13 protein-coding genes are annotated in these 17,031 nt (G+C 46.1%); 2 read left to right on the forward strand and 11 right to left on the reverse strand.

Features of this window, described 5'->3' with window-relative positions:
- Positions 1-128: 128 nt before the first annotated feature.
- Positions 129-1,496: a protein kinase domain-containing protein gene (locus QT974_RS15045; RefSeq protein ID WP_333469273.1), complete on the forward strand. Its 1,368-nt coding sequence runs from the start codon at positions 129-131 to the stop codon at positions 1,494-1,496.
- Positions 1,496-3,178, forward strand: coding sequence for a glycoside hydrolase family 44 protein (locus QT974_RS15050; protein ID WP_333469274.1), 1,683 nt, complete (start codon positions 1,496-1,498; stop codon positions 3,176-3,178). Before QT974_RS15045 ends, QT974_RS15050 begins: the two co-directional genes overlap by 1 nt.
- A gap of 105 nt (positions 3,179-3,283) precedes the next feature.
- Here the strand turns inward: QT974_RS15050 and QT974_RS15055 are convergent, their stop codons facing one another.
- From QT974_RS15055 to QT974_RS15105, 11 genes are all read right to left on the reverse strand, one after another.
- On the reverse strand, positions 3,284-4,156 hold the full coding sequence (locus QT974_RS15055; RefSeq protein WP_333469275.1) for an MBL fold metallo-hydrolase: 873 nt from the start codon (positions 4,154-4,156) through the stop codon (positions 3,284-3,286).
- 218 nt (positions 4,157-4,374) lie between these two features.
- Entirely contained in the window at positions 4,375-5,667 is a 1,293-nt protein-coding gene (locus QT974_RS15060) for an HhoA/HhoB/HtrA family serine endopeptidase (protein ID WP_333469276.1), read from the reverse strand.
- Positions 5,668-5,993: 326 nt separating this feature from the next.
- The gene (locus QT974_RS15065; protein ID WP_333469277.1) at positions 5,994-7,076 is read right to left on the reverse strand and encodes an AI-2E family transporter; all 1,083 of its coding nucleotides are present in this window, start codon (positions 7,074-7,076) and stop codon (positions 5,994-5,996) included.
- 263 nt (positions 7,077-7,339) lie between these two features.
- Positions 7,340-8,398, reverse strand: coding sequence for a D-alanine--D-alanine ligase family protein (locus tag QT974_RS15070; protein WP_333469278.1), 1,059 nt, complete (start codon positions 8,396-8,398; stop codon positions 7,340-7,342).
- 138 nt (positions 8,399-8,536) lie between these two features.
- Positions 8,537-8,962 carry a hypothetical protein gene (locus QT974_RS15075; protein ID WP_333469279.1) on the reverse strand — a complete coding sequence of 142 codons (426 nt, stop codon included), beginning with the start codon at positions 8,960-8,962 and terminating at the stop codon, positions 8,537-8,539.
- Between the two features lie 361 nt (positions 8,963-9,323).
- A complete protein-coding gene (miaB, locus tag QT974_RS15080; RefSeq protein ID WP_333469280.1) occupies positions 9,324-10,664 on the reverse strand; it encodes a tRNA (N6-isopentenyl adenosine(37)-C2)-methylthiotransferase MiaB in 1,341 nt (446 codons plus the stop codon).
- A gap of 404 nt (positions 10,665-11,068) precedes the next feature.
- On the reverse strand, positions 11,069-12,220 hold the full coding sequence (locus QT974_RS15085; protein WP_333469281.1) for a DNA cytosine methyltransferase: 1,152 nt from the start codon (positions 12,218-12,220) through the stop codon (positions 11,069-11,071).
- 248 nt (positions 12,221-12,468) lie between these two features.
- Positions 12,469-12,897, reverse strand: a complete 429-nt coding sequence (locus QT974_RS15090) for a hypothetical protein (RefSeq protein WP_333469282.1) — start codon at positions 12,895-12,897, stop codon at positions 12,469-12,471.
- Between the two features lie 180 nt (positions 12,898-13,077).
- Positions 13,078-15,084: an FHA domain-containing protein gene (locus QT974_RS15095; RefSeq protein WP_333469283.1), complete on the reverse strand. Its 2,007-nt coding sequence runs from the start codon at positions 15,082-15,084 to the stop codon at positions 13,078-13,080.
- Positions 15,085-15,539: 455 nt separating this feature from the next.
- Entirely contained in the window at positions 15,540-16,895 is a 1,356-nt protein-coding gene (locus QT974_RS15100) for a CHAT domain-containing protein (protein WP_333469284.1), read from the reverse strand.
- Positions 16,858-16,995 carry a hypothetical protein gene (locus QT974_RS15105; RefSeq protein ID WP_333469285.1) on the reverse strand — a complete coding sequence of 46 codons (138 nt, stop codon included), beginning with the start codon at positions 16,993-16,995 and terminating at the stop codon, positions 16,858-16,860. The genes QT974_RS15100 and QT974_RS15105 overlap by 38 nt, the downstream gene beginning before the upstream one ends.
- Positions 16,996-17,031 lie beyond the last annotated feature (36 nt).

Below are 17,031 nucleotides of genomic sequence, written 5' to 3' on the forward strand. Positions count from 1 at the left end.
GCCCCCCCTTGGTAAGGGGGGGGAGTAAGAGTTAGCCCTTTGTTAAGGGTGGGGAGTAAGAGTTAGCATTTTACTAAGGGTGGGGAGCAAGAGTGTCTATAATCCAAAATTTATAATTCACAATTTATATGAGTTCAAAAGTTACCCTCACTATCACCGCAGGTAATCTCAAAGGCAAAGAATTCACCTTTGATACCCGCACAACTTGCATTATTGGCCGCGCGAAAGATTGCTATCCCAAGATTCCCGATGACGACAATCACCGCACGATTTCTCGCTATCACTGTTTGCTAGATATCAATCCTCCCGATATCCGCATCCGCGATTTTGGCAGCAAAAATGGTACTTTTGTCAACACCAAGAAAATTGGTCAGCGAGAAGCACATCAAACTCCCGAAGACGCTGCTCAAATTCAATTTCCAGAGTATGACTTGCAGGAGGGAGATGAATTTACGCTCAGCGATACTTCTTTTCGAGTTGCTGTTGCCCTTGACCCGGAAATTGTCAAAACAGCCCAACAGCAAAAGCCTCCTACTATTCCCTCAAATCAAGAGAATTTGTGGGAAATGCTGAAGGCTTTTCTGTTCAAGGCTGTGGGTGGTAAAAATAATATTGGAGTTCTCGGCGATTATGTTTTGCTGAAGGAGTTGGGTAGGGGTGGTTTTAGTTTAGTTTATTTGGCGCAGCATCAGCAAACAAAAGAACAAGTTGCGCTCAAGGTGATGTTACCAAAAGTAGCGGCGAATCAGCGGGCGGTTAATTGGTTTTTGCGGGAAGTTGAAAATATGAAAGTTTTAAAACATCCCAATGTTGTAGGATTAAAGGAGTTTGGTTATGCTGATGAAACTTTCTTTTTTACGATGGAATACTGCGAGGGTGGCAGTGTTGTGGATTTGATGGCAAAACGCGGTGTTAGCACTTTGCCGATCGCCCAATCTATCGCTATTATTGCACAAGTTTTAGATGGTTTGACTTATACGCACAATGCAGAAATCCCCAATGTCAGATTGGCTGATGGTAGTTTTGCCAAAGGACGGGGTTTGATTCACCGGGATTTGAAGCCGGGGAATATTTTTTTGGGGAATATTGGCGGGAAACAAGTTGCTAAAATTGGTGATTATGGGTTAGCAAAAGCTTTTGACCAAGCGGGTTTAAGCGGCCAAACGATGACTGGTAGTCAAGTGGGTACGCCGTGTTTTATGCCGCGACAGCAAGTGCTTGATTATAAGTATGCGAAGCCGGAGGTTGATGTTTGGGCGGCGGCGGCTTGTTTGTATGTGATGTTGACAGGATTTTCTCCGCGCAATTTTGTGGGGGTTGACCCGTTTTGTGCGATTTTGAATAATGATGCGGTTCCGATTCGCGATCGCACTTCGTCCATCCCTCAACCGTTAGCCACTGTAATCGATCGCGCTTTAATCGACAATCCTGAAATTTATTATAAAAGTGCTACTGATTTTAAACAAGCTCTATTAAACACTATACCACAAAATTAATGAATTTACGATTTTTATGGCAGTCTCCCGAAAATAAACCTCGTTGGCTTGTCCTATTTTTATTCGGTTTAATCGCCGCTTTCGCGATCGCCGTAACAACAGCTTACATCAAAAACGGCATAGCCCAAACAGCCAATCCCACCCTATCTGTAGATGTGAGGGCCGATCGCCATTTTATCAGTCCCGACATCTACGGTATGAACGATTATGCCCTAGATCCGGCAATCGCGCAAGAGTTGCGAATTCCCGTGGAACGCTGGGGCGCCAATCACACTAGCCGCTACAACTGGCTAGTCGATTCTTCCAACGTCGGCGATGACTTCTTTTTTGTCGGCGGCGGCGACAACAAAAATCCCGTTCCCGGTGATTCTATCGATAAAATTATCAAAACCAACCGCAATAACGGTAGCAAAAGCATCGTTACAATCCCGATGATTGGCTATGTAAATAAATTTAGCACCTGGAACTGCGGCTTTCGAGTATCCAAATACGGCCCGCAAGAAAAAACTAATCCTTACATCTTTCCCGAAGGCGATAAATGCGGCAACGGGAAGCGTCCCGATGGCACTTTGATAACAGACAACAATCGCCTTGATGTCAGCATTGTTAGCAATCCAGAATTGCAAAAACCTTGGGTTCAACACTTAGTTAAAACCCACGGTAAGGCTGCTAGCGGCGGCGTGCAAATTTATCAAATGGACAATGAACCAAGCGGTTGGGGAAACACTCACCGCGACGTTCATCCAGAACCGACAAGTTATGACGAATTGCGCGATCGCACTTACGAATATGCGTCAATGGTCAAAGCCACAGATCCCACCGCTAAGGTACTCGGGCCGTCGGATTTTGGCTGGCCGGTTTATGTGGATTCTGGGGTAAAGGGCGATCGCGAAAAACACGGCGGCGTCTGGTTTGCGCGGTGGTACTTGCAGCAAATGCGCGCCTACGAACAGCAAAAAGGTGTTCGCATCCTCGACTATTTCGACGAACACTACTATCCTGTCGTCGATGACCTGTGTTTGGCGAATTGTCCCGCCGGCGATGCTAAGACGCAAGCAGCCCGGTTGCGATCGACTCGTTCTCTGTGGGACAGCACTTATACTGATGAAAGTTGGATTGGTAAATCCAATCCGCCGCTAACAATTATTCCCCGGTTTCGACAGTGGATAAAAGAAGATTATCCAGGTACAAAACTCGCAATTACTGAATACAATTGGGGCGGCATAGAGTCGATGAATGGAGCATTAACCCAAGCCGACATACTGGGCATTTTTGGGCGAGAACAAGTGGATTTAGCTACGCTGTGGGGGCCTCCTAAGTCTGCGGAACCGACAGCTTATACTTTCCGAATGTACATGAATTATGATGGTAAAGGCGGTAAGTATGGCGATACTTGGGTGCGATCGCAAAGCACCGATGGGGGACAATTGTCAATCTACGGAGCAGAACGTACTGGTGACGGTGCTTTGACGCTGGTCATCATTAACAAAACCAGTAAAAACTTGACCAGTAATTTGAGTCTGAAAGGCTTTAACCCCGGTGCCAAAGCTCAAGTTTACACCTACAGCGAGGCGAATTTGCTGGCGATCGTCCGTCAGAGCGATTTAAGTGTCAGCGCTGCTGGATTTAAGGCAACTTATCCCGCTAATTCTATTACTTTGGTTGCCATTCCGAAAGCGTAATACAAAATCGGCTTAAATATCCCCTCTTATTCTTAGTCCGCGCAGGCGGACTTTGTTTGTGTAGTAGCGGTTTCAACCGCCGATTATCAAAGAGGTTTTGAACTATTAAGCATCGACCATCCAATTAATACACATCTGCATTTGCTCGTGCATTGTTTCTCGATCGGCATTATACCTGCGCCCGTGTCCCGGCAACACCCACTCAAAGTCATAATTAGCCAAGTTTCGCATAGACTTGATTTGTTCCGGCCAAGAATACCAACAAGCCGTAGGAAAGCCAATTAGCTGCTGCCAATTGTCCGACCAAGCTAGATGGTCGCCGCTGAACAAAAACTTGTTATTATACAGCAAAACAGTGTGACCTTTCGTGTGACCCGGAACAGGTACAATTAACAAATCATCTGCTATTTGATGCGGTGCGCTGCCCGACAATTGAATTTCTACACTGCGAGTATCCGCGTTAATTTCGTCAGCATGAAGAATGCGATCGCACCCAAAACGATCGCGATATTTTTGATGGTCGGCTACGTCGTCGCGGTGAGTCAAGTACAAATAGCGAATCCCACCCATTGCTTCAATATTTTTGACTAGCGGCGGCACAAAACGCGGAGAATCAACTAAAATGTTTCCTTCGGGGCGGACAATTAAATAACTCGCCGCGCCGTAGGATTTCTCTGAGTGGTAGCCGCAGTGGTAGATATTTTCGGTGACGAGTGCCGGCAAAAGTTCCTGAACTTCTTTGATATTTTTCGGTTTTTCAACAGTACCGATCGAACTTGTGGGACAAGACAAAAGAGCCGCAAGACCTCGCATGGATGCTGTTTCGTTTGTCGGCTGCTGGTAAACCGCAGATTGTTCTCCGGCTTGAGTAAATACTTCCGGTGCCATCCACCGACAAGTATCGCAGTCAATGCAGCTACTATCTACGTAAAAATTACCGCTGATATTTTCGGGGCGGCGCAAATTTATATGAGCCATTTTTTCACCTTTTAATCACAAATAGAAATTTTGGTAACTTAGTATAACTAGCATCCCCGACATCCCGCCGTTCGTTTCAAACCCCCGTCTCAAAGCACAAGTCGGTTAAAACCGACTGATAATTACTGCCTATTTATTGACAGTAGCTTAGTATCAGTCCTATGCAAGAGGACTTTCGCTCCATCGGCAGGGGTTTAAACCCCTGCCGGACTATTGGACTACTGTTTCTGGTCAGCAGGAAAAGCACCAGCTTTCACCGCTACAGTAACAGGTTTGCCCTCGCGGCTCAACTCAAGCTGTAGATTGGTGCCTACTTTGCTACTCTCGACAATTTGCTGTACGCTGCCAGCATCGCTGACTTCTTTACCGTTGATTTTCTTGATCACGTCAGCAAGTCGGACTCCAGCTTGTGCGGCCGGAGAATCTTTGGCAATTCCCAGAACTAACACGCCTTTATCTTCAGTCAGTCTCAATTTGGCGTTGGGATTTTTATTGAATTCTGCCTTGACTTCCGGAGTAATGCTCAACATCCGAACGCCGAGATAGGGATGTTCGGCTTTTCCGGCGGTGACTAATTGGTTGGCAATTTGTTGTGCTCGATCGATCGGAATTGCAAAACCCAAGCCTTGGGCGCCTTGAATAATCGCCGTATTCATCCCGATAACTTGACCGCGCTGGTTCAGCAACGGGCCGCCGGAATTACCGGGATTGATCGCAGCATCGGTTTGGATAAAGCTGACGCGCTTGTCGGGAACGCCCACATCGGCGCTAGAACGGCCTGTAGCGCTGATAATGCCCACAGTAACGGTATTGTCCAAACCGAGGGGATTGCCGATCGCGATCGCCCATTCTCCCGGCTGTAACTCTTCAGATTTGCCCAAACTCACCACAGGTAAATTGGTAGCTTCAACCTTAACGACAGCCACATCAGTAACTGTATCTACACCCAAAACTTTACCTGCTAATTCGCGGCCGTCCTTCAGTTTTACCGTCACTGTATCCGCGCCGTCAACAACGTGAGCATTAGTCAAAATGCGGCCGTCGGAACCAAACACAAAGCCCGAACCGGAACCCCGCTGAACTCGATTTCCCGGTTGAATCGGAGAGTCAGGGCCGAAGAAGCGGCGGAATTGCTCGGGGAGCTCATCAGGAGCTTGGTTCTTCACCGTGCGAGAAGAATTGATTCGCACCACTGCCGGCCCGACTTCCTGCACAACTTTAGTCACAAAATTAGCATCTTGATTCGGCAGTATGTTGGCAGGCAATGCTGAGATTGGTGCTGCGGTTGCAGGTTCTGATTTGAGCGCGTTAGAACTTCCAGGAACTTGGGCAGAAGTTAGACCGCTACATCCAACTGTGGCGGTGGAGCCGAGCAAAACTAGGGATAAAAAAGCCAGTTTTTTAGGCAAAGAGAAACGGCTGTAACGCTGAGTTTGATTTTGCATATTTTTGGTTGACATAGTATTGATTTCGTGAGAGTTAGAGGCTGAGTTATAATTATGGTTTTGCATTTTTAGCACCTACTGTAATTAGGTTAGAACTAAATGTTCTTTAATTTTAATTCAAGCATTTGTTTGATGTTCTTGCCTGGTGGGGTTTACCCTACAGGGTGGGGTAGAAACCGGACTGTGCCTAGTAAATAGTTGATTCGCGTGTTGTCAGGGCTGGCTACCGTTGTCATAATATAGACTACGGTAGCCAGCCCGGATATTCCGCATTTTCCGCGAAATATTCATGAAATCAGTCTCCATCAAATTTGTTCGAGCGTTCGGACTTCAGTCCTCGGATTTTCATGAGGACTGAAGTCCGAATGCTCGAACATTAATCTAAAATTATATTATTGCTCAGCAGGTTCAATGGAACTAATCGCATCGGCTTCCATCAACTTGTTTCTGGAAGTTTCCCAAGTATCAACAGTATTTTTAATAAAACCAGCCATCGGTACAGCAACTAACAAACCTGCGACTCCCGCCACCTTCACCCCAATTAGCAGCGACACTAAAATCCACACGGGATTGAGACCGATAAAACCGCCTAACAATCGAGGAGCAACCCCGCTTTCAATTACCTGCTCGATGACTGTAGCCACAGCTAAAAGCGTGACTCCGAGCCAAAAATTGTTTAATACTATCAGCAAACTGACAACGCAAATACTGAAAGGCGCTCCGAAGGGAATCATTGTCATTACGCCCACGCCCAAACCGAACAGCAATCCGAAAGGAACTCGCAAAATTAAAAAAGCCACAGTCATCGACAATCCCATTAAACCCGCCAAAGTTGCTTGGCCGACGAAGTAGTTGTGGAAGCTTCGTGCTAGCAACTGCCGCAATTGCACGCTGATTGTGGAGGGAAACCACTTAAACAATCCTTCCCACAGGCGATCGCCGTGCAAGAGCAAGTAAAATGTTAGGACTATGGTCAGCATAAAATTCAGCAGACTGTCAGCCGCACCCAAGCCAAATTTGAGAATTTCACCCGTGAGAGACTGCAATTGAGTTGAAAGTCGATCGCTCAATTGATTAGTCAAACCGCTAACATCAATGGGGAGACGGCGATTTTCCGCCCACTTGTGGAACGCTTCAATCTGTTCTGTACCAGAAACTATCCAAGTCGGTAATCGGGTGGCGAGTTCAGTAATTTGGTTCAGCAAAATCGGAGCCAGAGTGACGCCCAAAACCACCAATACCAGCAAAGTCAAAAACAATACCGCCAACACCGCGCGATCGCGCTTCAAGCCGTATCTGCGCAGAAAGCGTACTGGATAATCTAGCAAAAAAGAGAACACTGTCGCGACTACCAAAACGGTAATCAGGGCGCGAAAATATTCAAATACTAGGAGGGCTAACCAGCAGTTGAGTACCGCTAGAGGAAATAACAGTCCGTAAGTCCACCACTGCGGCAGTTTAGTGAAACGTCTCATCTAAGTTAACCGAGTTAAATTTTGAGATGCCAGATATGAGATTGACGCTGCTATTGGCAGTTTGCCATTAACTATTTTATTGAGCATTTATTTATACCCTGCTGCTGAATTTTCTGGCGTTGCTAGACCCGCAGCACAAATATGGCTGCTGGCAGGCAATACCTGCCACAACCATCTTATCTCGTTTCGGCTGGTACGGATATATTACTTGCGGAGTAACTTATTTTGTGCTGTTGGTACGAAAGTAGTTAGCAGCTCTCAATTCAACTTTTTTCCCCGTGCCGTTCGAGAGCTAATTGAATTAAACGGTCTGCTAATTCAGGGAAAGAAATACCATCATGCGCCCACATTTGCGGATACATACTGGTAGCTGTAAAGCCGGGGAAAGTGTTGATTTCGTTAATCAAAACTTCTCCGGTGGATTCAACGTAGAAAAAGTCTACCCGCGCTAACCCTGCTCCATCAATAGCTAAAAATGCTCGCACTGCCATTTCTTGGATTTGCGAGACGATCGCACTGCTGACTTTTGCCGGAATTGAACACTCGGATTGTCCCTGAGTATATTTAGTTTCGTAGTCGTAGAAATCGCTTTCAAAACTAATTTCTCCCACCGTTGAAGCTTTAGGGTTATCGTTGCCCAAAACCGCACATTCTAATTCTCTAGCAACCACACCAGCTTCCACAATAATCCGCCTGTCATAGCTGGCGGCGCTATCGAGAGCTGCTTCTAACTGATCGCGCGATCGAGCTTTTGAAATGCCCACAGACGAACCCAAATTAGCAGGTTTCACAAAGCAAGGATAGCCCAGCTCTGCTTCAATTTCGTCGCACAGTTTGGGGAAAATGCAAGGATTAGACCAGATTTCGGAACGATTGACAGCGATGTATTTTACCTGCGGTAAACCTGCGTTAGCAAAAGCCATTTTCATCGCAATTTTATCCATTCCCACCGCCGAACCCAAAACCCCGGAACCGACAAAAGGAACTTGCAATAATTTCAGCAATCCTTGCACAGTACCGTCTTCGCCGTTAGGCCCGTGCAAAACCGGAAACCAAACATCTACGCCATTAAAATTAGGAAACTGCCAAGCTTCTCCTGGTTCTGACTCTATTTCCAGAGGTTGACCGGCGGCTAAGACTTGCTGGGGTAAGGTTCCCGACAGCCAGCGACCGTCTTTTTGGATATAAAAGGGCAGAACTTCGTATTTAGAGGCATTTTCGTCAGCAGCGAGGGCCCGGGCGATCGCCCGCGCCGAACTAATAGAGACTTCATGTTCGCCCGATCGCCCCCCGAACAGCAGCCCGATCCGCATCTTCGTCATTTTTCCATACTCCCGATACTTTTTGACAAATATACACGCAGTCAGCGCAGCTACAACAGGAAGTATTCGACAGAAAGCGAGAATCCGGGATAAATAAACAAGCTCAGAAACCCACACAACAGACGCATCAGATCGGAGCTACTGGGGCTGAATTGGTTTCACAAAACTGCTGTTAGCCGGAACAAAACAATTGCTCGGCCCGCCATTACCCTCGGTTTTTTCTATAAAAAACCAAGGTTGATGTTGCGAATCGTACAAAACCCCCAATCCGCTGGGGCCGAGATAGATTTCAAAATTCTGCCCCGGTTTCAAAGTACCAACAACAGGCCAACTAGCAATATTTAAATTAATCTTGCTCCCTGGGTCTTCTATTTCCTGAATAGAGTGCGAGCCCATGCGACATTTAACACCGTTCGGGTCTGAATTTGTGGCTTCCCAATATCGGTGAGATGTTCTTTTATACTCTCCGCGTTCGTTTGGCTGCGGCAATTCATCTTCTGCATCTGTTTGAGGAATTGTTTGGGGAGTTGACTGTTGTGCGTCGAATTCTGAACTTTGTGTCATGGATTTAAACTCTTTTTTCTTAATAAAAATCAAATCTAATTTGACCGCCAGCCACCCACCTAACATCCTGTTGCTGTCGATCGCCTGCCAACAAGGTTAGTAGTGAGGACTTCAGTCCGCATCCATCCGAGGACTTAAGTCCGAAAAAGGTTAGTAGTGAGGACTTCAGTCCGCATCCATCCGAGGACTTAAGTCCCAACGATCGAATCAATCTCGATCGGAACTGACACTCTAAGAGGAGTTAGTTTTGAGGTACGAAGTTGCGATGAAAGCGGTCTTATATATTATATACTAGCGCTTTCATCGCCACAACGTACCTTGACAGCAAGGTGGCTGCGGGTAAACCATACAACCCAAGCTCTTACAGCATTTCTCCAGTCAAACTAAAAGCGCGAATATCAGTAATTTTAACACGCACAATTTGCCCAGCCAATTGTGCAATATCGCCCTTAAAAAATGTGAGGCGATTGCCGCGAGTGCGCCCCATCACCTGACTTGGATCTTTAAGATTCTGGACTTCCACCAAAACCTCCTCAGTGCGTCCAAAATAGCGCTGCGATCGCTCCATAGCGGTTGTAGTCACGACATGATTGATGCGTTGCAGGCGATCGGCTTTCACCTCCTCACTCAACTGATTTTCCCACAAAGCAGCAGGCGTTCCCGGGCGAGGCGAATAAGCAGCAGTATTCACCAAATCAAAACCAACATCTTCGATCAACTTCAGAGTCTTCTCAAACTGAGCCTCCGTCTCCCCAGGAAAACCCACAATCGCATCAGCCGTAATCGAAGCATCAGGCATATAACGGCGAATCATATCAACAATTCGCAGATATTTCTCCTGAGTATAACCCCGAGACATCGCCTTCAGAATATCATTATCCCCCGACTGAAAAGGCACGTGAAAATGTTCGCAAACCTGCGGTAACTCCGCACAAGCCTTAATCAATCGTTCATTAAAATAGCGCGGGTGGCTAGTAGCAAATCTCAGGCGATCGACACCAGGAACATCCTGCACAAAACAAAGCAAATCAGTCAAAGTATGCAGGTTGCTACCATCCGGTTTCGTCCCCGGCAAATCGCGACCATAAGCATCAATATTCTGCCCCAACAAAGTCACTTCCTTATAACCTTGGCGCCCCAAATCTTCCATTTCCGCGCGAATAGCCTCCGGTGTTCGCGACTGTTCAACCCCGCGAACATTCGGCACAACACAATAAGTGCAGCGTTCATTGCAACCATAAATAACATTCACCCAAGCAGTCACCTTACTGTCGCGGCGAGGCTTAGTAATATCCTCCATAATCTCCACAGCTTCCGTCGCCACAACTTGATTACCCTGAAAAACTTCTTCCAGCAAATCTTCAAGTCGGTTAGCGTGTTGCGGGCCCATTACTAAATCTAATTCCGGCACTCTGCGCAACAGTGCTTCACCTTCCTGCTGAGCCACGCATCCAGCTACAACTAAAGTTAAACCCGGTTCTTGGCGCTTGCGGTGAGCCTGCCTTCCGAGATTAGAATAAACTCTTTGTTCGGCATTATCGCGAATCGTGCAAGTATTGTAGAGAATCAAACTAGCCTCGTTCGGGTCTTCCGAGAATTCAAAGCCCATATTTTCCAGAATGCCGGCCATCCGTTCCGAGTCGGCTTTATTCATCTGGCATCCGAAAGTGGTAATGTGATAGCGGCGGGGTTTAACGGTCATGGCGAATTGCAGGAAAATAAAAAATCTAGGTTTTCAACCTTAACCAACTATTATATAACAAGTCTAAACCCTTTGTGAACTTTTATTTTTCTTAATTCATTTAAAAACAACTTTCACAAACCTGTAGGGTGTGTGAGGCGCGGCGATCGATACCATTGCTAAGAATTATTGCTACAATATATTTTGGGGTTTGTTTACAATATCTGGTGCTGGTGGTGCGTCGCTATTAGATTGTCGATTTTGATGCAGATATTTATCGCAGGCGACACACCCTACAAACCATTGGTAAATTTTTATTTTCTCAATTCATTTGAAATATGTAGGGTGTGTGAAGCGCGACGATTAATTTCCGTCACTGACAATCAATGTTCAACCGCGCTTCACGCACCAAAACTATAATTAACTCAACGACCATATTGTGTCTTCAAAAATACGAGAATTGTTTGAGCAATAGCCTGGGAAGCCAAATAAGGAACCCCATTTCCCACAGTTTTAAACATATTAGTCAGCGTCATATTATTCGGCAGCGCAAACTCTTTTGGCAGCGACTGAATAGCCAGTGTTTCTGCAACCGAAAGCCTGCGAACTTTGTAAGGATGCAAGTGAACTTCGTTATTTCCATAACAAGCAGTCGGCGAATAACGCCAGCGGTGCAGGCGCTTGAAAGATTTTTTTGAATCGTCTCCCTCATCGACCTCAGCAAACCTTTTAATACCGGCTCTGGGTTGAAAATAATGTTCAGCGTTGGGATGGTTGAGAACATCATTTTTTTGAAACCAAAACTCAACTGTTAATTCTTGGGTGATGCCATCGGGACAAGGCAAGAAACCATCGCGTACAAAAGCATTTCTTTCAGACCAAGGATGACAAAAAACTTCTGATTTGGGATATAATACCTGAGTTTCCCAGGGGAATAAATTTTCAGGTAACATTGGGTTGGCTTCATCTAGGATAATCCCCAGATTTTTGACAAGATTTTTTTGAAAGCCAATCAAAATAATTCGGTCTCTATCCTGCGGTACTCCATATTCGATCGCATTTATTAAACGTTCCACAAAAAAATATCCCGCATCAGCCAACTTATGCTTGAGTTCGTCGTAAAAAGCTTTATGTTTTTTGGTTCTCCACAAACCTTTGACATTTTCAAATAAGAAGAAATCCGGCTGCTGCTGGCAAATCAATTCAATGTACGAAGCTGAAAGTTTACCTTTATCTCCTTCCTGTCCTCGGTTTTTACCACCCACAGAAAAGTCAGGACAAGGCGGCCCCGCGATAAAGCCAATAATATCGTATTTCTTGCGAGCATCCTGCATCAATTCCCGCAGGCGAGAAGCTGGTTTTCGCCCTACAAGTTGAGTGATATCTGCTTCCTCTGCTTCGCAGTATCCGTATTCTGGTAGCGGCAAATTCAGGCACTGCCGAGAGTAGCGGTATGCTTGCATGAAAGGTGGGAAAATTTCATTGACATAGGCTACATGAAACCCACTTAATTCAAAACCGAGGTCAAGGAATCCCGAACCGGAAAAAAAGGAGAATATACAGGGAGAACGGTACATTAAATCATCCCGGTTATTGTAAACTAAGCTTACTATAAATTCGGTTGGCGTGCACCTGACTATTGCTAAAAGTCGCAGAACTCCGCGCCGGACAAGACAGTGCCGTTTCCCTACTCAAAACTATTAGACAACAACATTGTCTTCATGCGCTTTCCTCTATCAAAAATATCTGCGTTCATCTGCGTCAATCTGCCTGACATCTGCGGTTTCCCTCTATTCTAAAATATTTATGAAATTCAAGTCTATTCTTAAAACCATTGACCGCCTCGGAAACGCCAGTAGGGAAACAAAATCCGCATGAGTGTTTGCGATGCCAGATAAATAGCCAGCCACACTAAACTATAATGCAATGCAAAAGCTCCCAAATCAAAATCTTGCCCAGGTATTCCGGGCAAACCGATAATTTTGATTAAAAATAAGACAAAAAGTGCTTCCCAAATCCCGGCGATTAATTGAAATGCTCCGGGCCAATCTCGATCCCATCGAAACTGCTGGATGTATATATATAAAGCATCCCAGCCGATGCCAAAAATTGCTACATAGCCTAAAATCCAGAAAAAAATCGCGCCGGATTTGGATGTGATTAAACCTATAAAAAATGGCAGCGTTACTAAAACACCTATGGTTGCAAATAATAATATTCGAGTTTGCCAGCGGCCGAATAAGGTGGGGGTCATTCGATTTTAGATTTTGGATTTTGGATTTTGGATTTTGGATTGGGGATTGGGGATTTGAGATTGAATGCGAAGCGCCTTCGATTTGGGATTAAGATTGGGGGTTTTAAATTGAAGGAGAAGTTATAAGAGTTTGAGGACTAAAGTCCTCACTACGAACTAATTTTATCGTTCTGCTTCAAATTATCCTGGAGATTTATTTAAAATCCACTTTGACCATTGTAGGAACGATCGCCAAACAGTCAATTTCCCAACACCCGCAGCTCCGTTAGCTGCCAGACTTTCAACGGAACGCAGGGCTGCGTATTGCAAGCCCAAAAAGCTGTCCACGGGCGCGTAAGGCCCGCCTAAGGTAATCGCGCCCGCTGTGTACACCCGCCCTTCTGCGTCAAGAGAGGAGGCGTTGCGCAATTCGGGTACTTCAAAATCGTTGTTAACGCTCAAACGTCCCAAATTGTTGAGGGGAAGATTGTATTGAACTACTAAATCTTCCAGCAGGGGACTGGTTTTTACTTTAGCGTCCAAACCCGTAGCGTCAATAATAAAATCAGCTTCTAACTTAATTTGTCCCTTCAGTTCCTTCTCCCGAATGTACGTCACCGTGCGGTTTTGACTGTCGCGCTCGACTCGCTCGACTTCCCCGAAGGTGATTTGATACCATCCTTGACTTAAACCTTGTTTGACTATCCGCCGCCAGTCGCTGCGCTGCGCTGTGGTAGTGCCGCCCCAGTCTGTCAGCAACTGCGGGCGCTGTTCGGGTTTTACTGTTTCCAAAAGTGAGCGGAGTTCCCCACCCCAGCAGGCTTTGGGCCAGTTGAAAGGTTGAAATTCATAGTGATTTTCGACGACTCGCACAGCCCGATCGAATTTGTTACCTTGAGGTTTGGGCGATCGCATCAAATGCAATACTTGAATATTGGCATTTCGCTGTCGTGCTTCGTAAAGTCGCTGCACCACCCGCGAAGCTACGATTCCCCGCCCTCGAATTAACACGCTACCGCCCTTGGCCTCCAACTTTTCGTAAACGCCGTCGTGGCTTTCGTAAGCGTTGACAACTGACTCAAAATCCTGGGTTTTTTCGCGGTAGGCTTGCAAGTCGGGCAAAAATTGAATAGCGGGATAGCCGGTGGCTAAATGTACGTATTTGGCGATTAAAAAAGCACGATCGCGCTCGTTGGCATTAGATCGAGAATAAGCGATCGCGTACCTGCCGTCATCTGTTTTGCGAATCGCCCGCACTCTCCCGTAGCGAAACATCTGATTCCACCCGATGCGCACAGTTTCCCTGTCAATCGAATCAAAGACATTTCCGGCGCGCGGCGTATAAGTTTCGGCAAAAGTCGGTTCCGCAAATACCTGCCACATCAACTTCAGCGATACTCCCAACCGCCCTTTGCGCAATTCCTGCCAAGCTTCCCGCACAGCATAGGGAGGCCAGCCCCAAATGTTGTCTGGACAAGAGTCAGAATTCGATCGCAGGCGCTCTCGCAGCGGAATTTGAGAATTCAGGCACAAACGCCGGTAGCGCGCGTAGGGCTGCTCTTCCATGCCCAGAACGGCAATTCGATCGGCCTTCACGCCACAAATTCTCAGCAAATCCACCCAAATCAAGCTGCCCAAACCACCACCAACAGCAGCCCAATCAACTTCTTCTACAATAGGAAATCCCATAGATTGGAGCGATCGCATTGTCAGTTGATTCGCCTGCAAAAATGCGATCGGCGGAAATTCTCCCTTGCTAGCTGTTTGAGGAAGCGGCGACACCATTTGCGGCCCCAACGCGGGGTCTGGCCCATTGGTCTGCGGGTTAAAGAAAATATGAGAATTGACAGACTGGGTTTCTGTCGAATTAATCGCAAATGAAATGCCGATCGCGTAGGGCCCGATTTGTAGCATATCGCCGTTGGCCAGCACGGATCGGGTTTGGCGGGTGCCGTTGACAAAAGTACCGTTACGGCTGCCGGTGTCAGTGACTACGATACTGTCGCCTTCGGTGGCAATCACAGCGTGTAACCGAGAAACTTGACTGCTTTTGAGGGGAATTCGAGAAACCCGTTGCCCGTCGATTATCGGGGGCATACCTTCAAAAATTCGTCCCAAAGCGATCGGCAAGTCGAGTATCGGGGAGCGACAATCCCCCGTAGTTGTATCTTTCCAAGTCAGTCGCAGGCGCAAGGGTTGAGGATTCATGTCAGTTGTGATTGGTGATTGGTGATTGGTGATTGGTGATTGGTTATTTGGTTATTGGTGATTGGTTATTTGGTGATTGGTGATTGGTTATTTGGTTATTGGTGATTAGTCATTGGTTATTTGTCAGCTCGCACGCTCGCGTAGTCGAAGCGTAGTCATTAGTCATTTGTCATCATTCATTAGTCATCAAAAATCAGGAATAAAAGCAATGATTTGAGCAACTCAGAACATCCTGTCGGGCGTGGCTGTTAGATGGCTTATTAGATTTAACGATTTTATGCAGCATCCCAATTATGTAAAAAGAGTCTTTAATTTGAAAGTATTTTACTCGTTAAATTGCGAAAGATTCCCTAATTTATGATGCCACTCCCCAAAGATGATGCAACTTTATCGAAGCTCAAAACCATTATGCAGTAAGTCATTCCTAATTCTTCAATCTTAAATATCAAATCCTATTAATCAGATTCTCCCATTAAAGTAAATGCCGCCCAGTTGCTAGAATTAGGATATTCCTTTGCTACTGTCAGCATTGCTTGGCCCAGTGCCTGCGCCTTATCAGGATTTACCTGCATTTGGCGATAAAACTCCATCATTAACAAACTGGTTGGCCCATCCGGAACATACCAAAGTGAGACAACAACACTCGTAGCACCCGCAGTCATCAGAGATCGAGACAACCCCATCACGCCGTCGCCAGTAATCGTACCTCTACCAGTATTGCAGGCACTCAGCACCACTAATTCAGCTTGCAGTCGCAAATCTAGGATTTCACTGGAAGTCAGCAAACCGTCATCCGTTTGAGATGCAGCTAGCGCGATCGCCCCCGGTACTTGATTCTCTGTTAACTCATTCAGCAAGCCGTGAGTTGCTAAGTGAATAATTTTAGCATCCAGCATTAGTTGCTTAACTAGGGTTTCTGTCGCTTGTTTGCCAATTAGGGGTTTGGTGTTGAGGATTTGGGAAATCGCGATCGCTTCTGTTTCAGATCCCGGAAGTGGCGCTAACTGCCGCGGCGGATTGCCAATCCAAGGCATTTCTGGATTTCCTACTATCAATATATCTTTTGCTTGCAACGGTAATTGATTATTTTCTCGCCTCCGCTGTCTGGCTGTTCGAGTTAACTGCAATATTTGAATTGCTGGCGCTGTCAAAATAGTATGTTTAGCGATTAAATATTTTCCCTCTGCATCTTGCAAAGCAGCAAAGGGAACCAAAAACAGAGATTGATGGGGAATAAAAATAATTTTTGCTTGGGGATTTGCCGGCAATAAGTCAGCAATCGGTTCAATCAACAGTCGATACATTTGCTGCAAACAATTTTTACCGCGACAGCGAGTAGCAGCGCCAGTTTCTGCGCCCGCAGCTTGGCGGGTGCCGCGCACGAACTCTGTCAGAATACTCTCAGATTGTGGTGTTCCCCTGTCAACAGCAGCCGCGACTCTCGTCACTTCAGCAATTTCTCCCAAACCTGCATCTATATTAGTGAAGTTGCTGCGGCGAAAAAAAATCTTACCCCCTGGCTGAATCACCCAAATATATAATTCGCGACTGCTAATTACAGAATACTCAATTAATGTCGCATTTTGTGCTTTCGCAATTTCCTTGATTTGACTGACAGTCGGCGGTTCAACATTTAGTTGGTTCTCGGAATTCTCCGACTGCTTTTTATTTAATAACTCTACAAAAGCTCTCGCCCTTCCCCGTTCGGCAATTTCTAGGGCGCGATCGGTTTTCTGCTGAGCAACTAAGGCTGTTTGCAGGAAACCATAAGTATCAGCAAGCTGATTCAAAATTGCTGACGCGATCGGCATCAATCATCCCCATTCGCAGCCCATCCCAAATGGCGATCGCCTCCAACAGGATTTTTTGTGCTCGATCGTACTTACCCAACAGATTAGACTTGAATTGCAAAAATCGGAAAACACCCTAAAATTATCTGCGTTTATC

The organism is Microcoleus sp. BM001215392 (assembly GCF_036700185.1).
GTDB lineage: Bacteria > Cyanobacteriota > Cyanobacteriia > Cyanobacteriales > Microcoleaceae > Microcoleus.